Origin of the sequence: Variovorax sp. H27-G14 (genome assembly GCF_046156345.1) — a bacterium.
Lineage (GTDB): Bacteria > Pseudomonadota > Gammaproteobacteria > Burkholderiales > Burkholderiaceae_C > Variovorax.
Genome location: NZ_JAYLVN010000021.1, coordinates 12677 through 38593, shown reverse-complemented (window position 1 = coordinate 38593; position 25917 = coordinate 12677). Strand labels below are relative to the sequence as shown.

The window sequence follows — 25917 nt, the reverse complement described above, 5'->3', positions numbered from 1 at the left end:
CCCGGCCGAAGGAGACACGACATGACCCTGCCCACCCGATTCAACTTCGCCGAGCACCTGTTCGCCCTGAACCGCGGCCGCGCCCAGCGCACCGCCTACATCGACGACCGCGGCACGCTGAGCTACGGCCAGCTCGAAGACCGCGCGCGCCGCCTGGCCGCCGCGCTGAAGGCCGCAGGCATTCGGCGCGAAGAGCGTGTGCTGCTGCTGATGCTCGACAGCCACGACTGGCCGGTGAGCTTTCTGGGCTGCCTGTACGCCGGCATCGTGCCGGTGGCCGTCAACACGCTGCTCACACCCGACGACTACGCCTACATGCTCGACCACAGCCGCGCGCAGGCCGCGCTGGTGTCGGGCGCGCTGCTGCCGGTGCTGCAGGACGCGATGGCACGCGGCGGCCATGAAGTGCACACGCTGATCGTGTCGCAGCCCACGGGCGCCTTGCCCGCAGGCGCGCTGGAATTCGAGGCCGCACTCGCCGCCGCCGAGCCCCTGGCCGCGCCGGTGACCACCGCGTCGGACGACCCCGGCTTCTGGCTCTATTCGTCGGGCTCCACCGGCAAGCCCAAGGGCACCGTGCACACGCAGGCCAACCTGTGGTGGACGGCGGAGCTGTTCGGCAAGCCGGTGCTGGGGCTGACGGAAGACGACATCTGCTTCTCGGCCGCCAAGATGTACTTTGCGTACGGCCTGGGCAATGCGCTGACCTTTCCGCTGTCGGTGGGCGCCACCGTGGTGCTGATGGCCGAACGGCCCACGCCCGACGCCACCTTCCTGCGCTGGGTGCAGCACCGGCCCACCGTGTTCTTCGGCGCGCCCACGGGCTTTGCCGGCATGCTCGCGTCGCCCAGGCTGCCCGCGCGCGAGGCCGTGGCGCTGCGCATGTGCTCCTCGGCCGGCGAGGCGTTGCCGGGCGAAATTGCGCAACGCTTCAAGGCGCATTTCGGCTGCGAGATCATCGACGGCATCGGCTCGACCGAGATGCTGCACGTGTTCATTTCCAACCGCCCCGGCGACGTGCGCTACGGCACCACCGGCAAGCCGGTGGACGGCTACGACATCGAGCTGCGCGGCGAAGACGGCCGCGCCGTGCCCGACGGCGAGGTGGGCGACCTGTACATCCGCGGCCCGAGCGCCGCGCTGATGTACTGGACCAACCGCGAGAAGTCGCGCGACACCTTCCAGGGCGGCTGGACCAAGAGCGGCGACAAGTACACGCGCGACGCCGACGGCTACTACACCTACGCCGGGCGCAGCGACGACATGCTGAAGGTCAGCGGCATCTACGTGTCGCCGTTCGAGGTCGAGTCCACGCTGATGCAGCACCCCGCCGTGCTGGAGGCCGCGGTCATCGGCAAGGAAGACGCCGAAGGGCTGACGAAGACCAAGGCCTTCGTGGTGCTGAAGGACGGCGGCACGGCCACCGAGGAAGAGCTGAAGGCCTTCGTGAAAGAACGCCTGGCGCCGTACAAGTACCCGCGGTTTCTGGAGTTCGTGAGTGAGTTGCCGAAGACGGCGACGGGGAAGATCCAGAGGTTTCGGTTGCGTGAGAAAGAGAAGCAGGCGTGACGCGCGCGTTGTCGTCTTGTCTTGCTCCCTCCCCTTCCGGGGGAGGGTTGGGGTGGGGGCACGCGGCCTTTGCACATGCACGGCCTTTGCCTGCGCCGCGAGCCCCCATCCCAGCCTTCCCCCAAAGGGGGAAGGGGCAACACCCGGGAGCGATGCCGTGAGCACCCCCGACTTCGCCACCATCACCTGGCGCGGCCGCCCCATTCAAATCGAATGCCACTGGATCGCCCCCCAGCGCACCGACGCCCCGCTCATCGTCTTCCTGCACGAAGGCCTTGGCTCCGTCGCCATGTGGAAGGACTTCCCCACCCAGCTGTGCAACGCCGCGAACGCGCGCGGCCTGGTGTTCTCGCGCCCCGGCTACGGCCGCTCCACCCCGCGCGCCGACGACGAGACCTGGGGCGTCGACTTCATGCACCGCCAGGCGCACGAGGTGCTGCCCGCGCTCTTCACCGCGCTGGGGCTCGGCGACGAAAAGCCCTGGCTCTTCGGCCACAGCGACGGCGGCTCCATCTCGCTGCTGTACGCCTCGCGTTTCCCCGGCAAGGTGGCGGGCCTCGTGGTGCTTGCGCCGCACATCTTCGTGGAAGACGTGACCGTAGAGAACATCGAAAAAGCGCGCACCGCCTACCTGAGCACCGACCTGCCGACCAAGCTCGCGCGCTACCACGACAGCGCCGACTCCGCCTTCTGGGGCTGGAACCGCATCTGGCTGCACCCGCCCTTTCGGCAATGGAACATCGAGCACGCGCTCGACACCATTCGCTGCCCCGTGCTAGCCGTGCAGGGCATCGACGACGAGTACGGCACGCTCGCGCAGATCCGCCGCATCGCTGCGCGCGTCGGCGGTTGCGAGCTGCTAGAAATTCCGGAGTGCGGGCATTCCCCACATCGCGATCAGCCGGACCGTGTCATCGTCGCGGCCACTTCTTTCATCACCAAAAACAGGAGACAAATTCCATGAACATTCGCACTGCACGCGCAGCTCTCACCGCCATCGCCCTTGCCGCACTGGCCTCCGCGGCCGGCGCCCAAGGCACCGGCAAACTCAAGGTCGGCCTGATGCTGCCCTACAGCGGCACCTACACCGCCCTGGGCGTGGCCATCGAGAACGGCTTCAAGCTCTACGTGGACGAACAAGGCGGCAAGCTCGCCGGCCGCGAGATCGAGTACTTCAAGGTCGACGACGAGTCCGACCCCGCCAAGGCCACCGACAACGTCAACAAGCTCATCAAGCGCGACAACGTCGACGTGATCGTGGGCACCGTGCACTCCGGCGTGGCCATGGCCATGGCCAAGGCCGCCAAGGAAAGCGGCACCGTGCTGATCGTGCCCAACGCCGGCGCCGATGCAGTGACCGGCCCCATGTGCGCGCCCAACATCTTCCGCAGCTCGTTCAGCAACTGGCAACCGGCCTACGCCATGGGCGAGGTCGCGGCCAAGAAGGAAGGCAAGAAGAAGGTGATGACCATCACCTGGAAGTACGCGGCCGGTGAAGAATCTGTCAACGGCTTCAAGGAAGGCTTCGAGAAGAACGGCGGCAAGGTCGACAAGCAGCTCACCCTGCCCTTCCCCAACGTGGAGTTCCAGGCGCTGCTGACCGAGATTGCGGCGGCCAAGCCCGATGCGGTGTACGCCTTCTTCGCGGGCGGCGGTGCGGTGAAGTTCGTCAAGGACTACCAGGCCGCCGGCCTGAACAAGACCATTCCGCTCTACGGCCCCGGCTTTTTGACCGACGGCACGCTCGACGCGCAGGGCGAATCGGCGCAAGGCATGCTGACCACGCTGCACTACGCAGACGGCCTGAACACGCCGCGCGACACGGCCTTTCGCACCGCCTACGCCAAGGCCTTCAAGCTGCAGCCCGACGTGTACGCCGTGCAGGGCTACGACGCCGCGCAGATGCTGGGCGTGGGCCTGAACGCCACCAAGGGCGACATCTCGAAAAAGGCCGAGTTCACGGGCGCAATCGAGAAGGCGAAGATCGACAGCCCGCGCGGCATGTTCACCATGAGCAAGTCGCACAACCCGGTGCAGGACATCTACCTGCGCAAGGTGGACGGCAAGGAGAACAAGCTGGTGAACACCGCCATCAAGGGCCTGGCAGACCCCGCGCGCGGCTGCCGGATGTAAGTCGACCCATCGCACGCATTCCCCCGACCGTTCGGGCCGAGCCAGTCGAAGCCTGCGCACACCACGCGCAAGCCTTCGACAGGCTCAGGCCGAACGGAGGGTGGAGGCTTTTCTCTTTCTCTTTGCCTCCAACCGGTATCACACAGTGGATTTCGGAACCTTCCTCGTCCAGTGCCTGAACTCCGTTCAGTACGGACTGTTGCTCTTTCTCGTGGCCTCGGGGCTGACGCTGATCTTCGGGATCATGGGCGTCATCAACCTCGCCCACGGCAGCTTCTACATGATTGGCGCGTACATGGCGTTCGCGCTCGCGCCGCTGTTCGGCGACCAGTTTCTGCTGATGCTGGTGGCCGGCGTTGTGCTGGCGGCCATCTTCGGCTACCTGCTGGAGTGGGCCTTCTTCAGCTACCTCTACCAGCGCGACCACCTGCAACAGGTGCTGATGACCTACGGGCTCATTCTGGTGTTCGAGGAGCTGCGCTCCATATTGGTGGGCAACGACGTGCACGGCGTGAAGGTGCCCGCATGGCTCGACGGCAGCTTTGCGCTGGGCAGCGTCATGAGCTACCCGTGGTACCGCCTGTTCGCATCTGCCGCCTGCATCGTGCTGGCGGTGGGGCTGTACTGGGTGGTCAACCGCACGCGCCTGGGCATGATGATTCGCGCCGGCGCGAGCAACCGCGACATGGTGCGCGGGCTGGGCATCGACGTGAAGCGGCTCTACCGCATCGTGTTCGCGGCCGGCGTGGCGCTGGCGGCACTGGCCGGCATGATTGCCGCGCCCATGTCCTCGGTGTACCCCAACATGGGCGCCAGCGTGCTCATCATCTGCTTCGTGCTGGTGGTGATCGGCGGCATCGGCTCGATCACCGGGGCGCTGGTGGCCTCGCTGCTGGTGGGCTTCGTCGACACCTTCGGCAAGGTGTTCTTCGCGGACCTGAGCGGCATCGGCATCTATCTGCTGATGGCCATCGTGCTCATCTGGAAGCCTGAAGGGCTGATGGGAAAGCGGCAATGACAGCCATGAAGAAAAGCGCGTTCCTCGTGCCCGTGGTGTGTGCCATTGCCCTGGGCGTGGCCGGGCCGTTGATGGGCAACTACATGTCCGACTTCGTCGTGAAGATCATGATCCTGTCGATCTTCGCGCTGAGCCTGGAGCTGCTGGTGGGCATGACCGGCCTGGTGAGCCTGGGCCATGCGGCGTTCTACGGCATTGGTGCCTACGTGACCGTGCTGGCCTCGGGCAGCGAAGGCGGCAACTTCGCGCTGCTGCTGCCGCTGGCCATGGGCGCGGCGGCGTTGTATGCGCTGTTCGTGGGCGCACTGAGCCTGCGCACGCGCGGCGTGTACTTCATCATGGTGACGCTGGCCTTCGCGCAGATGGCGTTCTTCGTGTTCCACGACACCAAGGTCGGCGGCGGCAGCGACGGCATCTACATGTACGTGCGGCCCGCCATCGGCGCGCTCGACATGGAGAACCGCAGCGTGCTGTTCTACGTGGTGCTGGGCTCGCTGGTGTTCACCTACGGGCTGCTGGCGCTGGTGCGCAGATCGCGCTTTGGCGCGGCGCTGGCGGGCATTCGCGTGAACGAGCAGCGCATGCGCGCGGCCGGCTTTGCGGTGTACGGCTACAAGCTTGCGGCCTTCGTGCTGGCGGGTGCGCTGGCCGGCCTTGCGGGCTTTCTGCTGGCCGCGCGCGACGGCGTGGTCAACCCGGAGCTGATGGCGTGGCACAACTCGGGCGAGGTGCTGCTGATGGTGATCCTGGGTGGGCTGGGCCATCTGCGCGGCGCGGTGATCGGCGCCATCGCGTTCACTTTGCTCAAGGAGATTTTCTCGACGCATGCCGTGATGGGGCCGCTGGCCGACCACTGGCAACTGACGCTGGGCCTGACCATCATCGTGTTCGTGGCGCTGCTGCCCAAGGGGCTGATCGGCCTGGTGAAGCGGCTGTCGCCGAAGGAGGCCGCATGACCCGCACCCGCCTTTTGGCTTGCCCCCTCCCCTCCCGGGGGAGGGCCGGGGTGGGGGCCAACAGCCTCCAGCGCCGCGCGGCCACACAGGCCGCTCGCCCCCATCCCAACCTTCCCCCTGAAGGGGAAGGAGCCAACCCATGAACGCATTGCTTTCCGTCGACAAGCTCACGCGCCGCTTCGGCGGCCTTACCGCCGTGAACGCCGTCACGCTCGACCTGCACGTGGGCGAAGTGCACGCCGTGATCGGCACCAACGGTGCCGGCAAGTCCACGCTCATCAACATGCTGTCGGGCGAGATCGAGGCCTCCGAAGGCCGCATCGCGCTCGACGGTGTGGACATCACCGGCCGTGCACAGTCGAAGCGCGCGCGCGACGGCGTGGGCCGCAGCTACCAGCGCACGACCATCTTCCCGGAGTTCACGGTGCACGAAAACTGCCGCCTTGCCGCGCAGGCCGCCACCGCCAAGCCGTGGGCCATCTGGCAGTCGTCGCAGCGCTGCGCCACCAGCAACGCATCGGCCAACGCCGCACTCGAGGCCGCCGGCCTCGCGCACGAAGCACACCGCATCGCCGGCACCATGAGCCACGGCGCGCAGCGGCAACTGGAGGTGGCGATGTGCCTGGCCACCAACCCGCGCGTGCTGCTGCTCGACGAGCCGCTGGCCGGCATGGGCGCCGAAGAAACCGACCGGATGCTCACGCTGCTCGCGCGGCTGAAGGCCACGCACGCCATCCTGCTAGTGGAGCACGACATGGACGCGGTGTTCCGCATTGCAGACCGCATCACGGTGATGGTGAACGGCACCGTCATCGCCACGGGCAACCCGCAGCAGATCCGCGAGAACCCCGAAGTGCGCACCGCCTACCTGGGCGAGGAGCAACACTGATGCTGATCGTTCGCGACCTCAACACCTACTACGGCAACAGCCACATCCTGCGCGGCGTGCATGCCGGCATTCCGGCGGCCACCTCGATCGGGCTGCTCGGGCGCAACGGCATGGGCAAGACCACGCTGATTCGCACCGTCATGGGCTATGTGCGCCCTGCGTCGGGCGAAGTGCAGGTCGACGGGCGCACCGTCACCGGCCTGCCGCCCGAGAAGATGGCGCGGATGGGCATCGGCTACGTGCCCGAAGGCCGCGGCATCTTCCCCAACCTGTCGGTGCGCGAGAACCTCGTGATGAGCGAACGCGCCGGCATCGACGGGCGGCGCGCCTGGACCTTCGACCGCGTGATGGCCACCTTTCCGCGCCTGTCGGAGCGGCTGTCGCACGGCGGCCAGCAGCTCTCAGGTGGCGAGCAGCAGATGCTGTCGATCGGCCGCGCGCTCATGACCAACCCGCGCCTGTTGATCCTGGACGAAGCCACCGAAGGTTTGGCGCCGTTGATCGTGGCGGAGATCTGGCGCGTGATCAGCGAGATTCGCGCAACCGGCATCGCCACGCTGATCGTCGACCGCGACTACCGCAAGGTGCTGGCGCACACCGACCTGGCGGTGGTGATGGAGAAGGGGCAGATCGTGCGGCATGGGGCGTCGGCGGAGCTGCTGGGCGAGCCGCAGGCGTTGGAAGAGTTGCTGGGCGTGTGAGGCGCATGAGGCGCGGCGCTGAAGTGAGCGCCGCTGCCCTCACCCCAGCCCTCTCCCGCAAGCGGGAGAGGGAGCAAACCCCCAGCGCGGCCCTCTTGTCCCCTCTCCCGCTTGCGGGAGAGGGTTAGGGTGAGGGGGTGCGTTCGATGAGGCGCGGCGCTGAAGTGAGCGCGGCTGCCCTCACCCCAACCCTCTCCCGCAAGCGGGAGAGGGAGCAACCCCCGCGCTCTGACTTGGCTGTGAAAGCCCCCTCACTCGCTGATGAACCGCCGCAGCCCCTCAAGATCGATCACGGTAATCCCCCCGTACTCGATGCGCAGAAACCCAGCCTCCTTCAACCGATTCAAAGCCGCATTGCACCGCTGGCGCGACACGCCCGACAGATTGGCGATTTCCTCCTGCGAGGTCTGCAGGTGCGGCTCGCTGCCCGGATGCAGCCACGGGTGGAACAGCCCCGCCAGCGCGCGTGCCACCTGGCTGTCGGCATCGAGCAGCCGGTGCGCCGCGTAGCTGCCCATGAACCAGTGCAGCCGCTCGTTGATCTGCTGCAGCAAGAAGTGATCGAAGCCGCGCTGCGTGCGGTGCAGCCACTCGAAGGTGTCCAGCGGCAGCTGCGCCACGCGGCTGGGCCGCAGCGCGATGATGTCGGCCGAGCGCGGCAGCGCGCGCAGCAACGTGCCTTCGCCGAACCAGCTGCCCACCGACAGCCCACCCAGCGTCACCGCGCGCCCGTCGCTGGAGGTGATCGACCATTTCAGCAAGCCCTCGAGCGTGCCGTACCAGTGCGCGGGCGTGTCGCCGCGCCGGCACAGCGCGGCGCCGGGCGCCACTTCGACCTCGCGCATCTCGTCGAGCACGCGCTCGCCCGCGGCCACGTCGAGCAGCGGGAACCAGGCCGAGCCCTGCAGCAACTGCGGGACGGTCAGCGAGGCGTATTGAAGCGGGGGCTTGGCCGTGGGCATCAAATGCCCGGGGCGCGAGGCAAAGCGATCACGGCGATCACGGCAGGTCCTTGATGCGCTGCAGCTCGGCCTGTGCCTCGCGCAGCTTGTCTTCGCGGCGCGCAACCTTGTCGGCGTCGCCCTTGCGCTGGGCATCGCGCAGTTCGCGCTCGCGCTCGGCCACCTTGCGCTCCTGGCCGCGCACGCGCTGGCGGTGCTGGGCAGCGAGCCCTGCGTCGCTGCAGTTGCGGCGCACTTCGGCCAACGCACGTTCCAGCCCGCGCACGCGCTGCGTCTGGCCGTCGGCCTTGGCCGCGTCGATGTCGCGGCCGATGGCATCGCGCTTGGCCGCGCAACTGGCGCTGGGCCCGGGCTGCGCGGCGGCCCAGTTCGTCGTCAGTGCGGCGGCGGCCACCAGAACCAGAGGCAGTAACTTCATGGATGCTCCTTTTGCGCAAGGTCGCAAGAGTGAAAGGCAACGGCCACTTTAGCCTGCGGCGCAGGTAAACCCTGCCCCCAAATGTCGTCGCGATGACTGAGTGCGGCGGCGCCCCCAAAAATAATGGAGCGCCCCCAACGGCAGCCCTCCACCGACAGCCATCCAGACAGACAGGAACCCGCCCATGTCGAAGCGCAAAGTGATCGTGACCATCGCCCCCACCGGCGGCATGGCGCACAAGTCGCAGAACCCCCACCTCCCCACGCAGCCCGCCGACATTGCCGCCGACACGCTGCGCTGCTGGAACGCCGGCGCCAGCGTGGTGGCCATCCACGCGCGCCGGCCCGACGACGGCGCCACCTGCAACGCCGACGTGTACCGCGACATCAACACCCGCATTCGCGCGGGCGGCTGCGACATCGTCATCAACAACTCCACCGGCGGCGGCGTGCACGGCGACATGGTGAAGCCGCTGGCCGGCGACCGCTGGGAAATTGCATGGGAAGAGCGCATCAAGGGCATGGACGCCGGCGCCGAGATGTGCACGCTGGACGCCACCACGCTCAACCTGAGCTTCGAGGGCAAGCAGATCCTGATGGACACGCCCATCACCAAGGGCCGCGAACTCGCCGCCGGCATGAAGGCGCGCGGCATCAAGCCCGAGTGGGAGGTGTTCAGCCCCACGCACATCCTGCAGGACACCACCACGCTCATCGAAGAAGGCTGGGACGACGAGCCGTACTTCATCAACCTGGTGATGAACGTGCACCGCAACTTTCAGAACGCGATGCCCTACTCGCCGCGCAACCTGCAGATGATGGTCGACACGCTGCCCAAGGGCGCCATCTTCGGCGTGAGCGGCATCGGCATGTCGCAGCTGGAGGCCAACGTGGCCGCGCTGCTGCTGGGCGGCCATGCGCGCGTGGGGCTGGAAGACAACCTGTACTTTCGCCAAGGCGAGCTGGCCACCAACGTGCAGCTCACCGAGCGCATCGTGCGGGTGATTCGCGAGCTCGACATGGAAGTGGCCACGCCGGCCGAGGCGCGCCAGATCATGGGCCTGCCGCGCGTGGGCGCGCCGCGGCCGGAGTTTGCGCTGGGCTGAAGCACGGCGCAACGAAGACGACAACAACCACAACGAACAGAGACGACCCCATGACCATTCCCCGCACCGCACTGGCCCTTGCGCTGGGTGCCGCCTTTGCCGCCTTCGGCACGGGCGCCTCGGCCCAGGTATCCGACGACGTGATCCGCATCGGCTTCATCAGCGACATGTCGGGCCTGTACCGCGACTACGACGGCCCGGCCGGCGCCGAGGCCATTCGCATGGCCATCGCCGACATGGGCGGTGCCATCGACGGCAAGAAGATCGAGCTGCTCACGGCCGACCACCAGAACAAGCCCGACATTGCCGCGGCCAAGGCGCGCGAGTGGTTCGACGTGCAGAAGGTCGACATGCTGATCGGCGGCGTCAACTCCGGCGCGGCCATTGCCATGGCGGGCGTGGCGGCCGACAAGAAGAAGCCGTACTTCGTGGTGGGCTCGGGTGCCTCGAGCCTCACCAACGAGTACTGCTCGCCCTACACGGTGCACTACGCCTACGACACGGTGGCCATGGCGCGCGGCACGGCCAGCGCGGTGGTGAAGGCCGGCGGCAAGAGCTGGTACTTCGTGGCGGCCGACTACGCCTTTGGCGCGGCGCTGCAGAACGACGCCACCAAGACGGTGCTGGCCGGCGGCGGCACGGTGGCGGGCTCGGTGAAGCACCCGCTGGGCGCGAGCGATTTTTCGTCGTTCATGCTGCAGGCGCAAAGCTCCAAGGCGCAGGTGCTGGCGCTGGCCAACGCGGGCGGCGACACGGTGAACGCCATCAAGTCGGCGGCGGAGTTCGGCCTGAGCAAGAACATGAAGCTGGCCGGCATGATCATCACCATCAACGACGTGCATGCGCTGGGGCTGAAGACCTCGCAGGGCATGTACCTCACCGACAGCTGGTACTGGAACCAGAGCCCCGAGTCGCGCGAGTGGGCGCGCCGCTTCTTCGACAAGCACAAGCGCATGCCCTCTTCGTTCCACGCCGGCGACTACTCGGCCACGCTGCAGTACCTGCAGGCGGTGAAGGCCGCGGGCGGCGACGACGCCGACAAGGTGATGGCGCAACTGCGCAAGACCAAGTTCAATGACATGTTCGTCAAGGGCGGCTGGCTGCGCGACGACGGGCTGATGGTGCACGACATGCACCTGATGCAGGTGAAGACCCCGGCCGAGTCGAAGGAGCCGTGGGACTACTACAAGGTGGTCGAGCCGATTCGCGGCGAGGCCGCATGGACAACCAAGGCAGAGAGCCGCTGCGCGCGGTGGAAGTCGACATGAGCAGCAGTGCACCTTCTTCTTTTTCTTCGAGCGTGAAACGCGTGGCGGTGGTCGGCACCGGCGTGATCGGTGCGAGTTGGGTCGCGTACTTTCTGGCGCACGGCCTGGACGTGAACGCGACCGACCCGTCGCCCGGCGCGGAGCAGCGGGTGCGCGAAGCGGTGGCGCAGCACTGGCCGACGCTGGAACGCTTCGGTCTGGTGGCAGGCGCGTCGCTCGACCGGCTGCGTTTTCACGACAGTCTGGAAGACGCCGTGTCCGTCGCCGACTTCGTGCAGGAGAACGGCCCTGAGCGCATGGACTTCAAGATCGACCTGTTCCGCCGCATGGACGCGGCGGCGCCGCCGGACACCATCCTGGCGTCAAGCTCGTCGGGCCTGGCCATCAGCGGAGTGCAGTCGGGCTGCGCGCATCCGCAGCGCGTGGTGCTGGGGCATCCGTTCAACCCGCCGCACCTGATTCCGCTGGTGGAGGTGATCGGTGGCGAGCAGACGTCGGCCGACACCATCGAACGCACGATGGCGTTCTATGCGGCCATCGGCAAGCGGCCGATCCATGTGAAGCGCGAGGTCAAGGGCCACATCGCGAACCGGCTGCAGGCGGCGTTGTGGCGCGAGGCCTTTCACCTGGTGAACGAAGGCGTGGCCAGCGTGGCAGACATCGACACGGCCATTGCGCACGGACCCGGCCTGCGCTGGGCCGTGATGGGCCCGTTCATGAACCTGCACCTGTCGGGTGGTGCGGGCGGCATCGCGCATGTGCTCGCGCACCTGGGCGGGCCGATCGAGGACTGGTGGAAGGACCTGGGTGCGCCGCTGATGACTGACGCGCTCAAGCAGAAGGTGGCAGAAGGCGTGGCCGAGGAACTGGGCACGCGCCGCACTTCAGACCTGGAATCTGCCCGGGACACCCTGCTGTTAAACCTGATTCGCGCCAAGGCCGCTAGCGGCAAGCTCGACTGATTGGGCGCTGTTGTGCGCTCGGTGCCTCGTTCAGGGCAGCGCCCACGCCGACGGGGTACCTTGCTCCGCGAATGTCCCCCGGGCTTCGCCCTCCTCCTTTATTTCGCTGCGCAAGGCACTCCATCGGCGTGTGCGTTTTCAGAGCAGTGGTTGATCGCGCGATCACCCAGAGCGTGCCCTCGTGCACAGGGCATCGGGTACTCCCCGCAGCGAAATAAAGGAGGAGGCCGCAGGCCGGGGGACATTCGCGGAGGGGAGTACCCGATGGCCTGTGCACGCGCCCTGAACAAAAACCCGGAACACCAAATGACAGACTTCCTTCAAGACGAAAGCCTGATGGCCCCACCCCGCACGCTGCGCATCGACTTCGACGACGGCTCCTTCGCGCTGCGTTCGCCGATCGCGTTGAAGCCTTACGCACGTTGCATCGGCGAATGGCTGGAACGTTGGGCAAGCGAAACGCCTGACGCACTGGCCTTCGCGGAACGCGACGAAACAGGCGAAGGCTGGCGCAAGCTCGACTACCGCGCACTGCGCCAGGCAGTCGGCGCGGTAGCGCAGGCGCTGCTCGACATGAACCTGCCCGCAGGCAAGCCCGTGGTGATCCTGTCGGACAACGCCATCGACCATGCCGTGCTCATGCTGGCCACCATGCACATCGGGCGCACTGCATGCTCGCTGTCGAGCGCCTATTCGCGCATGGCCAAAGACCCGTCGCGCCTGCACGGCATGCTGCAGGCACTGCAGCCCGGGCTGATCTATGCGTCGGACTCCAAGGTGTACGGCGCCTCGCTGGCCGGCTGTGGCGTGGAGGCCGTCACCGTGTTCAGCCGCAATGCCGACGCGCATCCCGGTGCGCTGCCATTCGCCCGCCTGCTCGCGGCCGAGGAAACACCCGCCGTCATGGCCGCCTTTGCCGACGTGCTGCCCGACACGCATGCCAAATACCTGCTGACCTCCGGCTCCACCGGCAAGCCCAAGGTCGTCATCAACACGCACCGCATGCTGTGCGCCAACCAGCAGATGATGGCGCAGACCTGGCGCTTTCTCACGCAGGAAAAGCCGGTGCTGGTCGACTGGCTGCCCTGGAGCCACACCTTCGGCGCCAACCACAACCTGCACATGGTGCTGTGCCATGGCGGGGCGCTGTACATCGACGAAGGCCGGCCCGCGCCCGGCCTCATCGAGAAAACCGTGCGCAACCTGCGCGAGGTGAAGCCCACGCTGTTGTTCAACGTGCCGCGCGGCTTCGACATGCTGCTGCCCTTCCTGGAAGCAGACGACGCACTGGCCACCGAAGTGTTCTCGCGCCTGCGGCTGGCCTTCTACGCGGCGGCGGCGCTTGCACCCTCGACCTGGCAACGGCTCGAAGCGGTGGCCCAGCGCGTGCGGCCCGCGCGCCCGCTGTGGCTCACCACGTCATGGGGCGCGACCGAAACCTCGCCCGCGATCACCTCCGCGCACTGGAAGCTCGACGGCGCGGGTTGCATCGGTGCGCCGCTGCCGGGGCTGGAGCTGAAGTTCGTGCCCAACGGAGAGAAGCTGGAGATGCGGGTGAAGGGCGTCTCTGTGTTCCCGGGCTACCGCGATGCACCGCGCGAAACAGCCGCGGCCTTCGACGAAGAGGGCTACTACCGCATCGGCGATGCGGGCTTTCTGGCCGACCCGCTGGAGCCCACGCACGGCGTGATTTTCAATGGGCGCGTGGCGGAAGACTTCAAGCTCTCCAGCGGCACCTGGGTGTCGGTGGGCACGCTGCGCGTGAAGCTGGTGTCGCTGCTGGCACCGCTCGTGCAGGACGTGGTGCTCACCGGCCACGACCGCGACGAGATCGGCATGCTGGTGTTCCCCAGCCCGCAGGCTGCTGCCCTGTCGCCCGAGGCGCTGGGCGAGCGCATTGCCGGCGTGCTGCGTGCGTTGCGCGACGACGGCGCGGGCTCCTCGCAGTGCCCGGCCTGCGCGCTGGTGCTGGCCGAGCCGCCGAACCTGGACGCGGGCGAGATCACCGACAAGGGCTACATCAACCAGCGCGCGGTGCTCACGCGGCGCGCAGCCGACGTGGCGCGGCTGCATGCGCGCACCGCCGGCGACACGCAAGTGGTGCGCCCGGGCAGTTGAATCAGGACGGCTGCTCGAACAGCGCCAGCAGCGTGTTCTTCACCCACAGGTGCAGCGCCGAGGTTTCGTGGCGCTGGTGCCAGAACAGTTCGATGATGCGCGGCGGCGCCTCCAGCGGCACCGGCATGCGGCGCAGGCCCGTCAGGCGCGAGGGCTCGAATTTCTCGGACCACGGCAGCACCGCGATCAGGTCGGAGCGGCGCACCACCTCGTAGGCCGCGCCGTAGTGGTTCACCGTGGCGACCAGGTTGCGCTGCAGGCCGCGGCTGTGCAGAAAGAGATCGTAGGTGGGCGTGGTCTTGCCGACCAGGCTCACGTCCACATGGCGCGCGGTCAGAAATTTCTTCAGCGGAATCCGGTCGGCGCGCGCCAGCGGATGCCCGGTGCGCATCACGCACACGAAGTCGGGCGACCACAGCGCGCGCGACTTGAGGAACGCGGGGCGACGCACCTCCTCGTTGTAGACGCTGATCGCAAAGTCGGCCTTGTTGTCGGTGAGCACCTTGTCGAAGTCCACCAGCGTGTTGGGAATCGCGTGGATCTGCATCGAGGGCGCCGCCTTGCTGAGCTTGCTCACCAGCCGCGGCACCACGATGCTGGCCACGTAGTCGGACATCGCAATGCCCAGGCTGGCGGTGCTGCGCAGCGCATCGAAGCTGCCGCCGTCGAGCGTGCCGCGAATCGCATGCAGCGACTGCGACAGCGGCTCCCACAGGTCGATGGCGCGGCGCGTCGGGTTGACGCCCGCGCCGCTGCGCACGAACAACGGGTCGTCGAAGGTTTCGCGCAACCGGCGCAATGCATTGCTGACCGTGGGCTGCGTCAGCGAGAGCTTGTGGGCGGCGCGCGTGACGTTGCCTTCGGTCATGAGGGCCTCGAACACCTTCAGCAGGTTGAGGTCGGCGGCGCGGTAGTTCATTTGCACAACCATTCACACGGTCAATAAACACAATTGGCAGTATAAATTTGTCGTGATAACCCGTCGATCCTACGATCTGGCGCAACGGCCATGCAGGCCGCCATTGCCTGGCTTTTTGCGTTCTTTGCGCTCCTGGATTCACACCGTCGTCGAGGGAAATCACATGACCATGCTGTCGGCTCGCATCGAGCGCCTCCCCTTCTCCGGCTTTCACCGCCGGCTGCTGTTGATGGGAGGCCTGGGCTACACCTTCGACGCAATGGACGCCGCGGTGATCGCCTTCGTGCTGCCGGTGCTGCGCACCCAATGGGGGCTGAGCAGCGTGCAGATCGGCGTGCTGGCCAGCGCGAACTTCATCGGCTTTTTCTTCGGTGCGCTGGCGGCCGGCTCCTGCGGCGACCTGATCGGGCGGCGCAAGGTGATGATGACGGCGCTGGCGATCTATTGCGTGGCCTCGCTCTTCAGCGGCATGGTCAACGACTGGACGGTCTTTCTTGGCCTGCGCATCGTGGCGGGCTTCGGCGCCGGGGCGGAGAGCGCCATCATCGCGCCCTACCTGTCGGAGTTTGTGGCGCGGCGCTACCGCGGCACTTTCACGGGCGCGCTGGCGGGCTTCTTCTCGTTCGGCTTCGTGGCCGCGGCCTTGCTGGGCTACTTCATCGTGCCGGCGTTTGCAGAAGGCTGGCGCGTCGTCATCTTCATCACCGCCACGCCCGTGGTGCTGCTGCTGTGGTGGCGCCGGGCGCTGCCGGAGTCGCCGCGCTGGCTCGAAAGCCAAGGCCGGGTGAACGAGGCACAGGCCATCATGGACACCATGGAGGCCGCGCACGTGCGCAACGGCGGCGCCCTGCCCTCACTCAACGCCGAGGACGTGGCCGCGCCCCCGCCCAGCACCAGCCGCGGCAGCCTGGTGAAGAACTACGCCACGCTGGTCAGCGCCAAGCTCATCCGCATCAGCACCATGACCTGGCTGATGTGGCTGTCGATCACCTTCAGCTACTACTCTTTCTTCACCTGGATTCCGAGCCTGCTGATTCAGAACGGCATGACGATCACCAAGAGCTTCGGCTATTCGCTGGTGATGTACGTCGCGCAGATTCCCGGCTTCTTTTCGGCGGCCTGGTTCAACGAGCGCATCGGCCGCCAGGCCACCATCGTGAGCTACATGCTGCTGGGCGGGCTCTGCGCGCTGGGGCTGGCCTTCACGCACAGCGACGCTCAGATCATGGTCGCGGGCGTGCTGCTGTCGTTCTTCATGAACGGCACCTATGCGGGTGTGTACGCCTACACGCCCGAAGTGTTTCCCACCCAAGTGCGCGCAACGGGCTCCGGCCTGGCATCGGCCATCGGACGCATCGGCGGCATCACGGCGCCAATTCTGGTGGGCGTGATCTACCCGACCGCGGGCTTCGCGGGCGTGTTCGGCATGACGACGGCGGTGCTGCTGCTGGGCGCGGCGGCCGTCACGTTCATGGGCATTCCCACGCGCGGCCGCTCACTGGAAGACATTGCGGCCAACGAACTCTCCTGACCTTCGACATCCACTCATGCAGCCAAGCTCTCTTGAAGATTCCCTCTCGGCCGTGGCACGCGCCCATGCCGACACCACGCAGCCGCAAGCCACCTTCGACGCCATCGACAAGGCGGTGGCATCGACCATCGGCCACCGGCTGTTCACCATACTGGTTCACCACCGCGCGGCGCGCGAGTCGGAGCGCGTGTACACCAACATGCGCGAGGCCTACCCGGTGGGCGGGCGCAAGCCCATCACCGATTCGCCCTGGATGCAGCAGGTGATGCAGCGCGGCCTGCCCTACATCGGGCGCACCGCCGGCGACCTGCGCGAGGTGTTCTACGACCACGAGCTCATCGAGTCGCTGGGTTGTCGCAGCGTGCTGAACATTCCGCTGCGCTGGCAGGGCGAGACGCTGGGCACGCTCAACATGCTGCATGAGGAGAACTGGTACGGCACCGGGCATGTGGAGCTGGCGCGCGTGTTCGCGCAGCTGGCGGTGCCGGCGGTGATGGCCCTGACGGCCATGCCGGCCATGACGACAGTGACGGCGCAACAAACGAAGGAGCCCCAGGCATGACGACGAACACGACGGTCCTCTTCAAGAACGCGAACCTGCTCGACCCGCTGCGCGGCGAGCTGCTGGAAGGCCACGACATCCTGGTGGAACAGGGCCTGGTGCGCGAGGTGTCCGACAAGCCGCTGCACAGCAGCACCGCCTGGGTCATCGACGTGAAGGGCAAGACGGTGATGCCCGGGCTGATCGACCTGCATGTGCATGTGATTGCGGTGGAGCTCAACCTCTCGCGGCAGGTGCACATGCCCAACGTGCTCATCACGCTGCGCAGCGTGCCCATGCTGCGCGGCATGCTGCGCCGCGGCTTCACCACGGTGCGCGATGCGGGGGGCGCGGGCTTCGCGTTCAAGCAGGCGGTGGAATCAGGCCTGGCGCAGGGGCCGCGGCTGTTCGTCTCGGGGCGGGCGCTGAGCCAGACCGGCGGGCACGGCGACATGCGCGCGCGCACCGACTTTCTGGACCCGAACGCACCCTGCCCCACCTGCGTGCGCGTGGGTGCGCTGGCGCGCGTGGTGGACGGTGTCGATGCGGTGCGCCGCGCGGTGCGCGAAGAACTGCAGATGGGCGCGGACCAGATCAAGATCATGGCCTCCGGCGGCGTGGCCTCGCCGACCGACCCGGTGGGCGCCTTCGGCTACTGCGAGGACGAGATCCGCGCCATCGTCGAGGAAGCCCGCTCGCGCGGCACCTACGTGATGGCGCACGCCTACACCGCCCAGGCCATCTCGCGGGCCGTGCGCTGCGGCGTGCGCACCATCGAGCACGGCAACCTGGTGGATGCGCCCACGGCCGCGCTGATGGCCGAGCTGGGCGCCTATGTGGTGCCCACGCTGGTCACCTACGACGCGCTGGCCAACGAGGGCGAAAGCTTCGGCCTGCCCAAGGAGAGCGTGGCCAAGGTGGCCGATGTGCGCGAGGCCGGCCTGCGCTCGCTGGAAATCTACAAGGCAGCCGGCGTGAAGATGGGCTTCGGCTCCGACCTGCTGGGCGAGTCGCAGCGGCTGCAGAGCGACGAGTTCCGCCTGCGCGCCGACGTGCTCTCGCCGGCCGAGGCCATCGCCAGCGCCACCACCGTCGGCGCCGAGGTGCTGGGCATGGCCGACAAGCTGGGCCGGCTGGTGCCTGGTGCGCTGGCCGACATTCTGGTGGTCGACGGCAATCCGCTGCGCGACATCAACTGCCTGCTGGGACAGGGCGAACACATTCCGCTGGTGATGAAGGAAGGCGTGGTCCAGTTCGACGAACTGGCGTGACGCCATCGCCGCGGCGCTGCGCATCAAGCGGCAGGGCCACGGTTTCCATGATTGCGAGGGGTGACGGAACGCTGTAGTTTCAGGCCGAAGGAAGCCGCGCCATGACCCCACACCACGTGACCTTCGCCACAGACCGCACGGTCTGCACCATCAGCCTGAACCGCCCGGACAAGCGCAATGCGGTCAACGGCCCCATGGCCGCCGAGTTGCTGGCGGCCTTCGAGCGCTTCGAGGCCGACGACGCGCTGCGCGTGGCGGTGCTCACAGGCACCGGCGGCCACTTCTGCGCGGGCGCCGATCTGGCCGCCGTGGCCGACCCCGCGCAGCGCAACCTGCTCGACCCCGAAGGCGGCGGCAGCGGCCCGATGGGGCCGACGCGCATGGCGCTGTCCAAGCCGCTGATTGCCGCCATCAACGGCTACGCGGTGGCCGGCGGTCTGGAGCTGGCGCTGCTGGCCGACCTGCGCGTGGCCGACGACGACGCGGTGCTCGGCGTGTTCTGCCGCCGCTGGGGCGTGCCCCTGATCGACGGCGGCACGGTGCGCCTGCCGCGCACCGTGGGCATGGCGCGCGCGCTCGACCTGATTCTTACGGGCCGGCCGGTGGGCGCGGCGGAAGCACTGGCCATGGGCCTGGTGAACCGCACCACGCCGCCCGGTGGCGCGCTGGCCGCGGCGCAGCAACTGGCGCATGAGATTGCGGCGTTCCCGCAGCAATGCATGCTGGCCGACCGCGCGTCGGCCTATGCGCAGTGGAGCTTGCCGCTGGCCGAGGCGCTGCGCAGCGAAGGCGCGCACGGCGTGCCGATCGTCTTTGCCGAAGGCGAGCGCGGCGCCGCGCGCTTTGCCGCGGGCGCGGGGCGCCACGGCAATTTCAGCGTCAGTCGCTGACGCGCTTGCGCAGCGCCAGGCGCAGTGCCTTCGCAAAGCGCGGGTCGGCCATGGCGCCGACATTGAAGCGCGACCAGCGCGAGACCTGCGTCGAATCGACGCTGAAGATGCGCCCCGGCGCCATCACGATCTTGCGCGGCAGCAGCTCCTTCGCAAAAGCCAGCGAGTCGGCCACGCCGGGCAGCGCCGCCCACACATAGAGCGACTGCGGGGTGCGCGCGAACACCTCCGCATCGACCGACTCGAACAGCTTGATGGCATTGCGCGTGGCCTCGCCCAGGCGCGTCTGCAGACGGTTCAGGTGCCGCTGGTAGTGGCCCTCGCTCAGGATGACGTCGACCGTGCGCTCGCAGTACTCCGAGCTGCTCACATGAATCAGCGCCTTCAGGTCGGCCAGGTCGCTCGCCAGGTCGGCACCGCAAGCGATGAAGCCCACGCGCAGCGCCGCCGAGAACGACTTGGAGAAGCTGCCGATGTAGATGGTGCGCTCCAGCTGGTCGAGCGCGGCCAGGCGCGGCAACGACGTGGGCTTGAAGTCGGCCAGCGGGTCGTTCTCCACGATCAGCAGGTCGTGCTTCTGCGCCAGCTGAAGCACGCGAAAGGCCTTGGCCGGTGAAATGTCGGAGCCCGTGGGGTTGTGCGCGATCGACTGCGTGAAGAACAGGCGCGGGCGTTCGGCGATGAGCAGGCGCTCCAGCGCCTCCAGGTTGGGCCCGTCGGCCAGGCGCGGCACGGCCAGCATCTGCGCGCCCGCGAGCTTGAGCTTGCCGAACAGCGGGTAGTAGCCGGGGTCGTCCACCAGCACCTTGCCGCCGGGCGGCACGAAGTAGCGAATGACGATGTCCATCGCCTCGTTGGCGCCGTGGGTGAGCACGATCTGCCGCGGCTCCGCGCCAATGCCGAAGTCGGCCAGCTTGCGCACCAGGTGGTCGCGCAGCGGTGCATAGCCGAAGCGGCTGCCATAGCGAAACAGCGCACCAAGCCCCGTGCGAACCACCTTGGGGTGGTACTTGTCCAGCCGCACGTCGGCCAGCCATTCGACCGGCGGAAAACCGTCGCCCACCGCCACCGCGTCGGGCTGCGTCTTGAGCTGCTCGCGCATGAGCCACACGATGTCCATTGCGCGGCCGAGGCTGCCCGCGTCTTCGTCCGCCGGCTTGGCGGCCTTGCGCTGCGCCAGCACGAAGTAGCCCGAGCCGCGCCGCGGTTCCACCAGCCCGCGCGCCACCAGCAGCTCGAAGGCGGCCACCACGGTGTTCTTCGCGTAGTGGTGCAACTGGGCCAGTTCGCGCAGCGACGGCAGCTTGTCTCCGGCCTTGTAGGCACCGCTGGCAATCTGGCGTTCGAGGGTGCTGGCGAGCGAATCTGCAATGGTCGTCATGGGTTTCGACTGTGACACAGCACATGCGCGAAGCGACCCACTGTCCGCACTGTCCCGACAAACTGTGCCTTCCGCCAGCGGTACAGCGGGCCTAAATTGCACGCTCCCCAACCTTTCCGAACTCTCCCGAAGAGACACGCAACGATGGTCGCCGATTCCCGCATTCCCAATTTCCGCGCGCTGACACCCGCACAGCGCTTCGAACACATCGCGCGCGCCGCCTCGCTCACAGCAGAAGACGTGGCGCTGCTCGCCGCGTCCGGCGCGCTGAGCGTGGAACGCGCCAACGGCATGGTCGAAAACGTCATCGGCACCTTCGAGCTGCCCTTTGGCGTGGCCGGCAACTTTCTGGTGAACGGGCGCGAGTACCTGGTGCCGATGGTGGTCGAAGAGCCTTCGGTGGTGGCCGCCGCCTCCTTCATGGCCAAGCTGGCGCGAGAAGGCGGTGGCTTCGATGCGTCGAGCACCGGGCCGATCATGCGGGCCCAGGTGCAGGTGCTTGGCGTGACCGATCCGTACGGCGCACGGCAGGCGCTGCTGCGCGCACGCGACCAGATACTGGAAGTGGCCAACAGCCGCGACAAGGTGCTGATCGGCCTGGGCGGCGGCTGCCGCGACATCGAGGTGCATGTGTTCCCCGATACTGCGCGCGGCGCCATGATCGTGATGCACTTGATCGTCGACGTGCGCGACGCCATGGGCGCCAACACCGTCAACACAATGGCCGAGGCGGTGTCGCCGCTGGTGGAGAAGCTCACCGGCGGCAAGGTGCGCCTGCGCATCCTGTCGAACCTGGCCGACCTGCGGCTGGCACGCGCGCGCGTGCGGCTCACGCCCGCAGTGCTGAAGACGGCGGAGCGCAGCGGCGAGGAAATCGTCGAAGGCGTGCTCGACGCCTACACCTTCGCGGCCATCGACCCCTACCGCGCGGCCACGCACAACAAGGGAATCATGAACGGCATCGACCCGGTGATCGTGGCCACGGGCAACGACTGGCGCGCAGTGGAAGCCGGCGCGCATGCGTACGCCTGCCGCAGCGGGCGCTACACCTCGCTCACCACCTGGGAGAAAGACACGAGCGGCGCGCTGGTCGGCACCATTGAAATGCCGATGCCCGTCGGCCTGGTGGGCGGTGCGACCAAGACGCACCCGCTGGCGCAACTGTCGCTGAAGATCCTTGGCGTGACCTCGGCGCAGGAGCTGGGCGAAGTGGCCGTGGCCGTGGGCCTGGCGCAGAACCTGGGCGCCCTGCGCGCGCTGGCGACCGAAGGCATTCAGCGCGGCCACATGGCGCTGCACGCCCGCAACATCGCGCTGGTGGCCGGTGCCACGGGCGACGAGATAGACGCTGTCGCCAAGCAGATGGCCGCCGAGCACGACGTGCGCACCGACCGCGCCGTGGCGCTGCTCGAAGCGCTGCGCAAGAAGTAATCAGGCCAACGAACACGCAGTGCGGGCAAGGCCCGCAGCTACCGCATCCACAACGACGGAGACAACAACATGAAGACGGACAGTGCAGGCCGCGCGCCATGGCGGCTGGTGGAAATATGGGGCGACACGGCCGACCTGGGGCACCTTGCCTGGTCGATCGCCATCGGCCTCAGCGTGAGCCTCGCGGGCTTCCTTGTGGCCAACCGCGTGCTTGCGAGCAACGTGGCCACGCCGGAGCTGGCGCGTGCCTACGCCATGCTTGCGGGCCTGGGGGGTTGCGTGGTGTCGGGCGTGATCTGCGCACTGCTCTTCGCGCCCAAGCGCGAGGTGGTCGAAGGCGCGGCGGCCGACCCGCGCTGGCGTGAAGAGGTGCTGGCCGAACTGGTGGCCGAGCACGGCACGCTGGGCTCGGTCGCGGACCTGCCCGCCTCGGTGGTGCGCGAGATGAAGGAGCTGGAAATCTACGACCTGTTCGCGTCGTACCAGCCCCGCGCCGCATCAGCCTCAGCCTCACCCTCGGTCTCTGCCAACAAAGAAGGCGCCGCACCATGATCGACGCCGCACTGTTCCATCAGATTCTGGTCGCCACCGGCATGGGCCTTGTCGGCGCCGTGGTGTTCGCCGCCATCGGCCTGGTGTCGGGCACCGACGAGACCACCACGCTGGCACCGCTCACGCTGCTGGTGGTGTTGCTGGGCGTGCCGCCCGAAGGTGTGTTCACCTTCTTCCTGGCGGCCGCCGTGGCCAAGCACATGACGCATGCGGTGCCCACCGCGCTGCTGGGCATTCCGGGCGACACCATGGCCACGCCGCTGCTGCAGGACGCCAACGTGCTGCGCAACCTGGGCGTGCCGCACATCGCGCTGCGCAAGATGGTGTCGGGCGCGATCATCGCGGCCTTCATCGCGGTGCCGCTGGCCGTGCTGTTCGCGGTGCTGCTGGCGCCCTACGGCGCGGCCATCACCAAGGCGGCGCCGTGGATCTTCGTGGTGGCTGCCGTGGCCATTGCGTGGTTCTCCAGCGGGCGCTGGGCCTCGGTGGCCACGCTGGTGCCGTTCGTGGTGGTGATCCTGGCGCTGCAGGCGCTCACCGGCAAGTACGGCGTGAAGCTCAGCATCAGCTACTTTTTGGGCATTGCCATCGGGCCGCTGGTGGCCGATTTGTTCTCGGTGATCTCGCCCGCCGCGCGTGCCCGCATGAAGCGCGACAAGGTGCGCACCTTTTCGCTGGCGCCCGACGTGAAGGGCTGGTCGGGCTACTTTCCCAACCCGTTCAAGGTGCTCGACCGCGGCCAGGTGAAGTGGACCCTGGCCACCGCGGCCATCTCCAGCGCCACCTTCGTGTTCAGCCCGGTGGCCATGACGGTGGTGCTGGGCGAACTGGTGGGCTCGCGCGTCAAGCATGCGTACCACCGGCTCACCACCACGCTGGCCGCGCGCAACGGCGTGACCGAGGCCACCTACATCGCCGAGGCGCTGATTCCGCTGATTGCCATCGGCCTGCCGCTGAGCCCGGTGGCAGCGGGGCCTGCCGCGCCTCTGTTCAACGCGCCGCCGGTGTACACCATCGACGCCGTCACAGGGCAAACGCACAACCTGCACAACCTGTTGAGCCACTGGGAATTCTTGGGCTACGGCATGCTGGCCGTGGTGCTGGCGGCGCTGGTGGCCTATCCGTTCACGATGAACTTCGCGCGCCGCGCGGCGCTGTTCGTCTCGCGCAAGGTGAGCCACGAGGCGATCATCGCGACCTTCGTCGGGCTGATCGTTGTCATCAGCGTGTGGGAAGGCCAGCTGCTCGGGCTGCTGGTGATTCTCACGATGGGGCTGCTGGGCGGGCTGCTGTCGCGGGCCATCGGCTTCAACACCGGCGTGCAGTTCATGGGCTACTACACGGCGGTGCTGACGGTGCCCGCGGTGGTCAAGGCGTTTGCCTAGGGCCGGTGGGCTTCGGTGTCGCGTTGGGGGCGGGCTTGGGGGCCGGCTTTGCGGCGGGCTTTGCGGCGGTTTTTTGCCCCCGCCGAACAGGTTCTCCAGCTGCTGCCCCACCCGCGCCCCGATTGCCGTACCTACCCCCGGCAGCACCGCGCTGCCGATGGCCGCGCCGGTGAGTGCCGCGCCGGTCAGTGACAGCTCGGGCTCGCTCATGGTGCCGCCGATTTTCAGCGGCACGCCCACCACGCCGTCGACCAGGTCGACCGCGATATCGCCGTCGAGCTTGCGGTTGAACAGCTTCAGGTTGCCGCTGGCGGTAAGCACGCCGGAGCGGGCCTTCAGGTTGCTGTACTGCAGCACCACGCCGTCGTCGGTGCCTTGCGTATCGAGCGTGCCGGTGAGCTGGTCCAGTTGCGTGCGGCCGCCCCGGCTGATGCCGGCGGTGGTCACGGCCTTGACCACGTCCAGCTTGGTGAGCGTGGCCGGCTGCACCGTGAAGCTGGTGCGGGTGTGCATGCTGCGCATCAGCGCGCTCAGGTCTTGTGCGGCGTCGGCCTCGGCCGTCACCGTGGTCTGGCCGGACACCTTGCCGGCCACCGAGGTGCGGCGGTCGAAGGCCTGCACCAGGGTCTCGATGTCGATCTGCCGCGGCTCCAGCTCGGCCGACACGCGCAGCTTGCCGGTGGGCAGCGTCTCCAGCCGAGTCACGCCGTTCCACGTGCCGCCGCCCGCGTCGATGCGGGTGCGCCAGCGGTCTTGGCCGGACTCGCGGTCCAGCCGCAGGCGCGCGGGCGGCGTGAGGCCGGCGCGCTCCAGCCGGGCCTGGCGCGGGCGCCACTCGGCATCGAAGCTGAGATCGCCGTCGTAGGCCAGGGCAATGTCGCGCCGGTCGATCCAGACCACGTCGCGCCAGCGCACCGTCGACACGGGAATGGGGGCCAGCGTCCAGGGCGCGGGCAGCGCGAGCATGTTCTCGGCACCTTCCTGCGGCTTGGGAACCTTGCCGCGAAATGCCTGGACCGAGGCCCGCGGCAATACCAGGCTGTCGATGGCAATCTCGTCCAGCGCAATGACGCGGTGCAGCAGCGGCGCCAGTTGCAGCTGCACGCTGACGCGCTTCAGGGTGATGGGGCGGGGCTGCGCGGTGGCCACGTCGTTCAGCACCAGGCTGGGCGTGGGCAGCAGCGCCCAGTGGGCCGAGCCGACCTTCAGCGCCACGCCAAAGTGCTTTTCGAAGCCCTGGGCAATTTGGGCGGCCACCTCTTCGTCGGAGGGCAGCTTGGCGCGCACCACCAGCACCAGCACGCCTGTTGCCAGCAGCAAGACGGCGGCAATGCCGATGAGCCAACGGCGAACGGGGTGCTTCATCGGCGGCAAGTTAACACGCCAAGGCGACTGCGCCTGTCAGCCGCCGTCGCTATAGTTTTGCCACCCTCACAGGCAAGCGCCCCGAAAGAACCGAATGCGTATCTGGAAAAAAGACATCTCCGTCGAAGAACTGACCCGCAACCACATCGGCACCGCCGTCTCCACGCTGGGCATGGAGTTTCTGGAGGTGGGCGACGACTTCATCCGCGCGCGCTGCCCGGTGGACGAACGCACCCGCCAGCCCTACGGCATCCTGCACGGTGGCGTGTCCGTGGTGCTGGCCGAAACGCTGGGCTCCTGCGGCGCCCACTACTCGGCGCCCGAAGGCGACCGCGCCGTGGGCCTGGACATCAACGCCAACCACATCCGCTCGGTCACCAGCGGCTGGGTCATCGGCACGGCGCGGCCGGTGCACCGCGGGCGCAGCACGCAGGTGTGGCAGATCGACCTGACGAACGAAGCCGGCGAACTGACCTGCGTGTCGCGCATCACGATGGCGGTGCTGCAGCCGCGCTGAGCGGCCACCCGACTTGATAAAACTTGATTTTGCGC

24 protein-coding genes are annotated in these 25917 nt (G+C 67.8%); 20 read left to right on the top strand and 4 right to left on the bottom strand.

Going from position 1 to position 25917, the window contains the following annotated elements:
• The first annotated feature begins 21 nt into the window (after nt 1-21).
• The 7 genes from VLK31_RS30790 (at nt 22) to VLK31_RS30760 (ending at nt 7266) form a co-directional block, all read left to right on the top strand.
• Nucleotides 22-1569, top strand: coding sequence for a benzoate-CoA ligase family protein (locus VLK31_RS30790; RefSeq protein WP_409172285.1), 1548 nt, complete (start codon nt 22-24; stop codon nt 1567-1569).
• Between the two features lie 157 nt (nt 1570-1726).
• Nucleotides 1727-2533, top strand: coding sequence for an alpha/beta fold hydrolase (locus VLK31_RS30785; protein WP_409172284.1), 807 nt, complete (start codon nt 1727-1729; stop codon nt 2531-2533).
• A complete protein-coding gene (locus tag VLK31_RS30780) occupies nt 2530-3702 on the top strand; it encodes an ABC transporter substrate-binding protein (protein WP_409172283.1) in 1173 nt (390 codons plus the stop codon). The genes VLK31_RS30785 and VLK31_RS30780 overlap by 4 nt, the downstream gene beginning before the upstream one ends.
• 145 nt (nt 3703-3847) lie before the next feature.
• Nucleotides 3848-4720 (top strand): branched-chain amino acid ABC transporter permease, encoded by an 873-nt coding sequence (locus tag VLK31_RS30775; protein ID WP_409172282.1) that lies wholly within the window; start codon nt 3848-3850, stop codon nt 4718-4720.
• Nucleotides 4717-5676 carry a branched-chain amino acid ABC transporter permease gene (locus tag VLK31_RS30770; protein WP_409172281.1) on the top strand — a complete coding sequence of 320 codons (960 nt, stop codon included), beginning with the start codon at nt 4717-4719 and terminating at the stop codon, nt 5674-5676. The genes VLK31_RS30775 and VLK31_RS30770 overlap by 4 nt, the downstream gene beginning before the upstream one ends.
• Before the next feature lie 139 nt (nt 5677-5815).
• Entirely contained in the window at nt 5816-6565 is a 750-nt protein-coding gene (locus VLK31_RS30765; protein WP_409172280.1) for an ABC transporter ATP-binding protein, read from the top strand.
• On the top strand, nt 6565-7266 hold the full coding sequence (locus VLK31_RS30760; RefSeq protein ID WP_409172279.1) for an ABC transporter ATP-binding protein: 702 nt from the start codon (nt 6565-6567) through the stop codon (nt 7264-7266). Before VLK31_RS30765 ends, VLK31_RS30760 begins: the two co-directional genes overlap by 1 nt.
• 251 nt (nt 7267-7517) lie before the next feature.
• On the opposite strand, the gene VLK31_RS30755 is transcribed toward VLK31_RS30760, so the two are convergent.
• Both VLK31_RS30755 and VLK31_RS30750 read right to left on the bottom strand, forming a co-directional pair.
• A complete protein-coding gene (locus VLK31_RS30755; RefSeq protein ID WP_409172278.1) occupies nt 7518-8228 on the bottom strand; it encodes a Crp/Fnr family transcriptional regulator in 711 nt (236 codons plus the stop codon).
• Between the two features lie 37 nt (nt 8229-8265).
• Entirely contained in the window at nt 8266-8646 is a 381-nt protein-coding gene (locus VLK31_RS30750) for a DUF1090 domain-containing protein (RefSeq protein WP_409172277.1), read from the bottom strand.
• Nucleotides 8647-8830: 184 nt separating this feature from the next.
• Between VLK31_RS30750 and VLK31_RS30745 the strand changes: the two genes are divergently transcribed.
• From VLK31_RS30745 to VLK31_RS30730, 4 genes are all read left to right on the top strand, one after another.
• Nucleotides 8831-9751, top strand: coding sequence for a 3-keto-5-aminohexanoate cleavage protein (locus tag VLK31_RS30745; protein ID WP_409172276.1), 921 nt, complete (start codon nt 8831-8833; stop codon nt 9749-9751).
• 50 nt (nt 9752-9801) lie between these two features.
• Nucleotides 9802-11019, top strand: a complete 1218-nt coding sequence (locus VLK31_RS30740; RefSeq protein ID WP_409172275.1) for an ABC transporter substrate-binding protein — start codon at nt 9802-9804, stop codon at nt 11017-11019.
• Nucleotides 11016-11981, top strand: a complete 966-nt coding sequence (locus VLK31_RS30735; RefSeq protein WP_409172274.1) for a 3-hydroxyacyl-CoA dehydrogenase NAD-binding domain-containing protein — start codon at nt 11016-11018, stop codon at nt 11979-11981. Before VLK31_RS30740 ends, VLK31_RS30735 begins: the two co-directional genes overlap by 4 nt.
• A 306-nt stretch (nt 11982-12287) precedes the next feature.
• The gene (locus tag VLK31_RS30730; protein ID WP_409172273.1) at nt 12288-14099 is read left to right on the top strand and encodes a feruloyl-CoA synthase; all 1812 of its coding nucleotides are present in this window, start codon (nt 12288-12290) and stop codon (nt 14097-14099) included.
• Nucleotide 14100: 1 nt separating this feature from the next.
• Here the strand turns inward: VLK31_RS30730 and VLK31_RS30725 are convergent, their stop codons facing one another.
• Nucleotides 14101-15018, bottom strand: coding sequence for a LysR substrate-binding domain-containing protein (locus VLK31_RS30725; protein ID WP_409172272.1), 918 nt, complete (start codon nt 15016-15018; stop codon nt 14101-14103).
• Nucleotides 15019-15181: 163 nt separating this feature from the next.
• Between VLK31_RS30725 and VLK31_RS30720 the strand changes: the two genes are divergently transcribed.
• The 4 genes from VLK31_RS30720 to VLK31_RS30705 all read left to right on the top strand — a co-directional run bounded on the left by VLK31_RS30720 (nt 15182) and on the right by VLK31_RS30705 (nt 19251).
• Nucleotides 15182-16549: an MFS transporter gene (locus tag VLK31_RS30720; RefSeq protein WP_409172271.1), complete on the top strand. Its 1368-nt coding sequence runs from the start codon at nt 15182-15184 to the stop codon at nt 16547-16549.
• Nucleotides 16550-16565: 16 nt separating this feature from the next.
• Nucleotides 16566-17111 carry a GAF domain-containing protein gene (locus VLK31_RS30715; RefSeq protein ID WP_409172270.1) on the top strand — a complete coding sequence of 182 codons (546 nt, stop codon included), beginning with the start codon at nt 16566-16568 and terminating at the stop codon, nt 17109-17111.
• Entirely contained in the window at nt 17108-18361 is a 1254-nt protein-coding gene (locus tag VLK31_RS30710; RefSeq protein ID WP_409172269.1) for an amidohydrolase family protein, read from the top strand. The genes VLK31_RS30715 and VLK31_RS30710 overlap by 4 nt, the downstream gene beginning before the upstream one ends.
• Before the next feature lie 101 nt (nt 18362-18462).
• A complete protein-coding gene (locus VLK31_RS30705; protein ID WP_409172268.1) occupies nt 18463-19251 on the top strand; it encodes a crotonase/enoyl-CoA hydratase family protein in 789 nt (262 codons plus the stop codon).
• Here VLK31_RS30705 and VLK31_RS30700 read toward each other — a convergent pair.
• Nucleotides 19241-20632 (bottom strand): PLP-dependent aminotransferase family protein, encoded by a 1392-nt coding sequence (locus VLK31_RS30700; RefSeq protein ID WP_409172267.1) that lies wholly within the window; start codon nt 20630-20632, stop codon nt 19241-19243. The genes VLK31_RS30705 and VLK31_RS30700 overlap by 11 nt on opposite strands.
• A 144-nt stretch (nt 20633-20776) precedes the next feature.
• On the opposite strand from VLK31_RS30700, the gene VLK31_RS30695 reads away from it, so the two are divergent.
• The 5 genes from VLK31_RS30695 to VLK31_RS30675 all read left to right on the top strand — a co-directional run bounded on the left by VLK31_RS30695 (nt 20777) and on the right by VLK31_RS30675 (nt 25882).
• Nucleotides 20777-22063 carry a hydroxymethylglutaryl-CoA reductase, degradative gene (locus VLK31_RS30695; protein ID WP_409172266.1) on the top strand — a complete coding sequence of 429 codons (1287 nt, stop codon included), beginning with the start codon at nt 20777-20779 and terminating at the stop codon, nt 22061-22063.
• Between the two features lie 69 nt (nt 22064-22132).
• On the top strand, nt 22133-22615 hold the full coding sequence (locus VLK31_RS30690) for a hypothetical protein (protein ID WP_409172265.1): 483 nt from the start codon (nt 22133-22135) through the stop codon (nt 22613-22615).
• The gene (locus tag VLK31_RS30685; RefSeq protein ID WP_409172264.1) at nt 22612-24000 is read left to right on the top strand and encodes a tripartite tricarboxylate transporter permease; all 1389 of its coding nucleotides are present in this window, start codon (nt 22612-22614) and stop codon (nt 23998-24000) included. The genes VLK31_RS30690 and VLK31_RS30685 overlap by 4 nt, the downstream gene beginning before the upstream one ends.
• Before the next feature lie 73 nt (nt 24001-24073).
• On the top strand, nt 24074-24865 hold the full coding sequence (locus tag VLK31_RS30680; RefSeq protein WP_409172263.1) for a hypothetical protein: 792 nt from the start codon (nt 24074-24076) through the stop codon (nt 24863-24865).
• 594 nt (nt 24866-25459) lie between these two features.
• The gene (locus VLK31_RS30675) at nt 25460-25882 is read left to right on the top strand and encodes a hotdog fold thioesterase (RefSeq protein ID WP_409172262.1); all 423 of its coding nucleotides are present in this window, start codon (nt 25460-25462) and stop codon (nt 25880-25882) included.
• Nucleotides 25883-25917 lie beyond the last annotated feature (35 nt).

Bases quoted from the DNA above. Each gene is read 5' to 3' on its own strand.
- VLK31_RS30725 (WP_409172272.1), bottom strand. From the start codon at position 15,018: ATGAACTACCGCGCCGCCGACCTCAACCTGCTGAAGGTGTTCGAGGCC.
- VLK31_RS30700 (WP_409172267.1), bottom strand. From the start codon at position 20,632: ATGACGACCATTGCAGATTCGCTCGCCAGCACCCTCGAACGCCAGATT.
- VLK31_RS30780 (WP_409172283.1), top strand. From the start codon at position 2,530: ATGAACATTCGCACTGCACGCGCAGCTCTCACCGCCATCGCCCTTGCC.
- VLK31_RS30760 (WP_409172279.1), top strand. From the start codon at position 6,565: ATGCTGATCGTTCGCGACCTCAACACCTACTACGGCAACAGCCACATC.
- VLK31_RS30715 (WP_409172270.1), top strand. From the start codon at position 16,566: ATGCAGCCAAGCTCTCTTGAAGATTCCCTCTCGGCCGTGGCACGCGCC.
- VLK31_RS30695 (WP_409172266.1), top strand. From the start codon at position 20,777: ATGGTCGCCGATTCCCGCATTCCCAATTTCCGCGCGCTGACACCCGCA.
- VLK31_RS30735 (WP_409172274.1), top strand. From the start codon at position 11,016: ATGAGCAGCAGTGCACCTTCTTCTTTTTCTTCGAGCGTGAAACGCGTG.
- VLK31_RS30710 (WP_409172269.1), top strand. From the start codon at position 17,108: ATGACGACGAACACGACGGTCCTCTTCAAGAACGCGAACCTGCTCGAC.
- VLK31_RS30750 (WP_409172277.1), bottom strand. From the start codon at position 8,646: ATGAAGTTACTGCCTCTGGTTCTGGTGGCCGCCGCCGCACTGACGACG.
- VLK31_RS30675 (WP_409172262.1), top strand. From the start codon at position 25,460: ATGCGTATCTGGAAAAAAGACATCTCCGTCGAAGAACTGACCCGCAAC.
- VLK31_RS30705 (WP_409172268.1), top strand. From the start codon at position 18,463: ATGACCCCACACCACGTGACCTTCGCCACAGACCGCACGGTCTGCACC.
- VLK31_RS30740 (WP_409172275.1), top strand. From the start codon at position 9,802: ATGACCATTCCCCGCACCGCACTGGCCCTTGCGCTGGGTGCCGCCTTT.
- VLK31_RS30770 (WP_409172281.1), top strand. From the start codon at position 4,717: ATGACAGCCATGAAGAAAAGCGCGTTCCTCGTGCCCGTGGTGTGTGCC.
- VLK31_RS30690 (WP_409172265.1), top strand. From the start codon at position 22,133: ATGAAGACGGACAGTGCAGGCCGCGCGCCATGGCGGCTGGTGGAAATA.
- VLK31_RS30755 (WP_409172278.1), bottom strand. From the start codon at position 8,228: ATGCCCACGGCCAAGCCCCCGCTTCAATACGCCTCGCTGACCGTCCCG.
- VLK31_RS30730 (WP_409172273.1), top strand. From the start codon at position 12,288: ATGACAGACTTCCTTCAAGACGAAAGCCTGATGGCCCCACCCCGCACG.
- VLK31_RS30790 (WP_409172285.1), top strand. From the start codon at position 22: ATGACCCTGCCCACCCGATTCAACTTCGCCGAGCACCTGTTCGCCCTG.
- VLK31_RS30745 (WP_409172276.1), top strand. From the start codon at position 8,831: ATGTCGAAGCGCAAAGTGATCGTGACCATCGCCCCCACCGGCGGCATG.
- VLK31_RS30765 (WP_409172280.1), top strand. From the start codon at position 5,816: ATGAACGCATTGCTTTCCGTCGACAAGCTCACGCGCCGCTTCGGCGGC.
- VLK31_RS30720 (WP_409172271.1), top strand. From the start codon at position 15,182: ATGACCATGCTGTCGGCTCGCATCGAGCGCCTCCCCTTCTCCGGCTTT.
- VLK31_RS30685 (WP_409172264.1), top strand. From the start codon at position 22,612: ATGATCGACGCCGCACTGTTCCATCAGATTCTGGTCGCCACCGGCATG.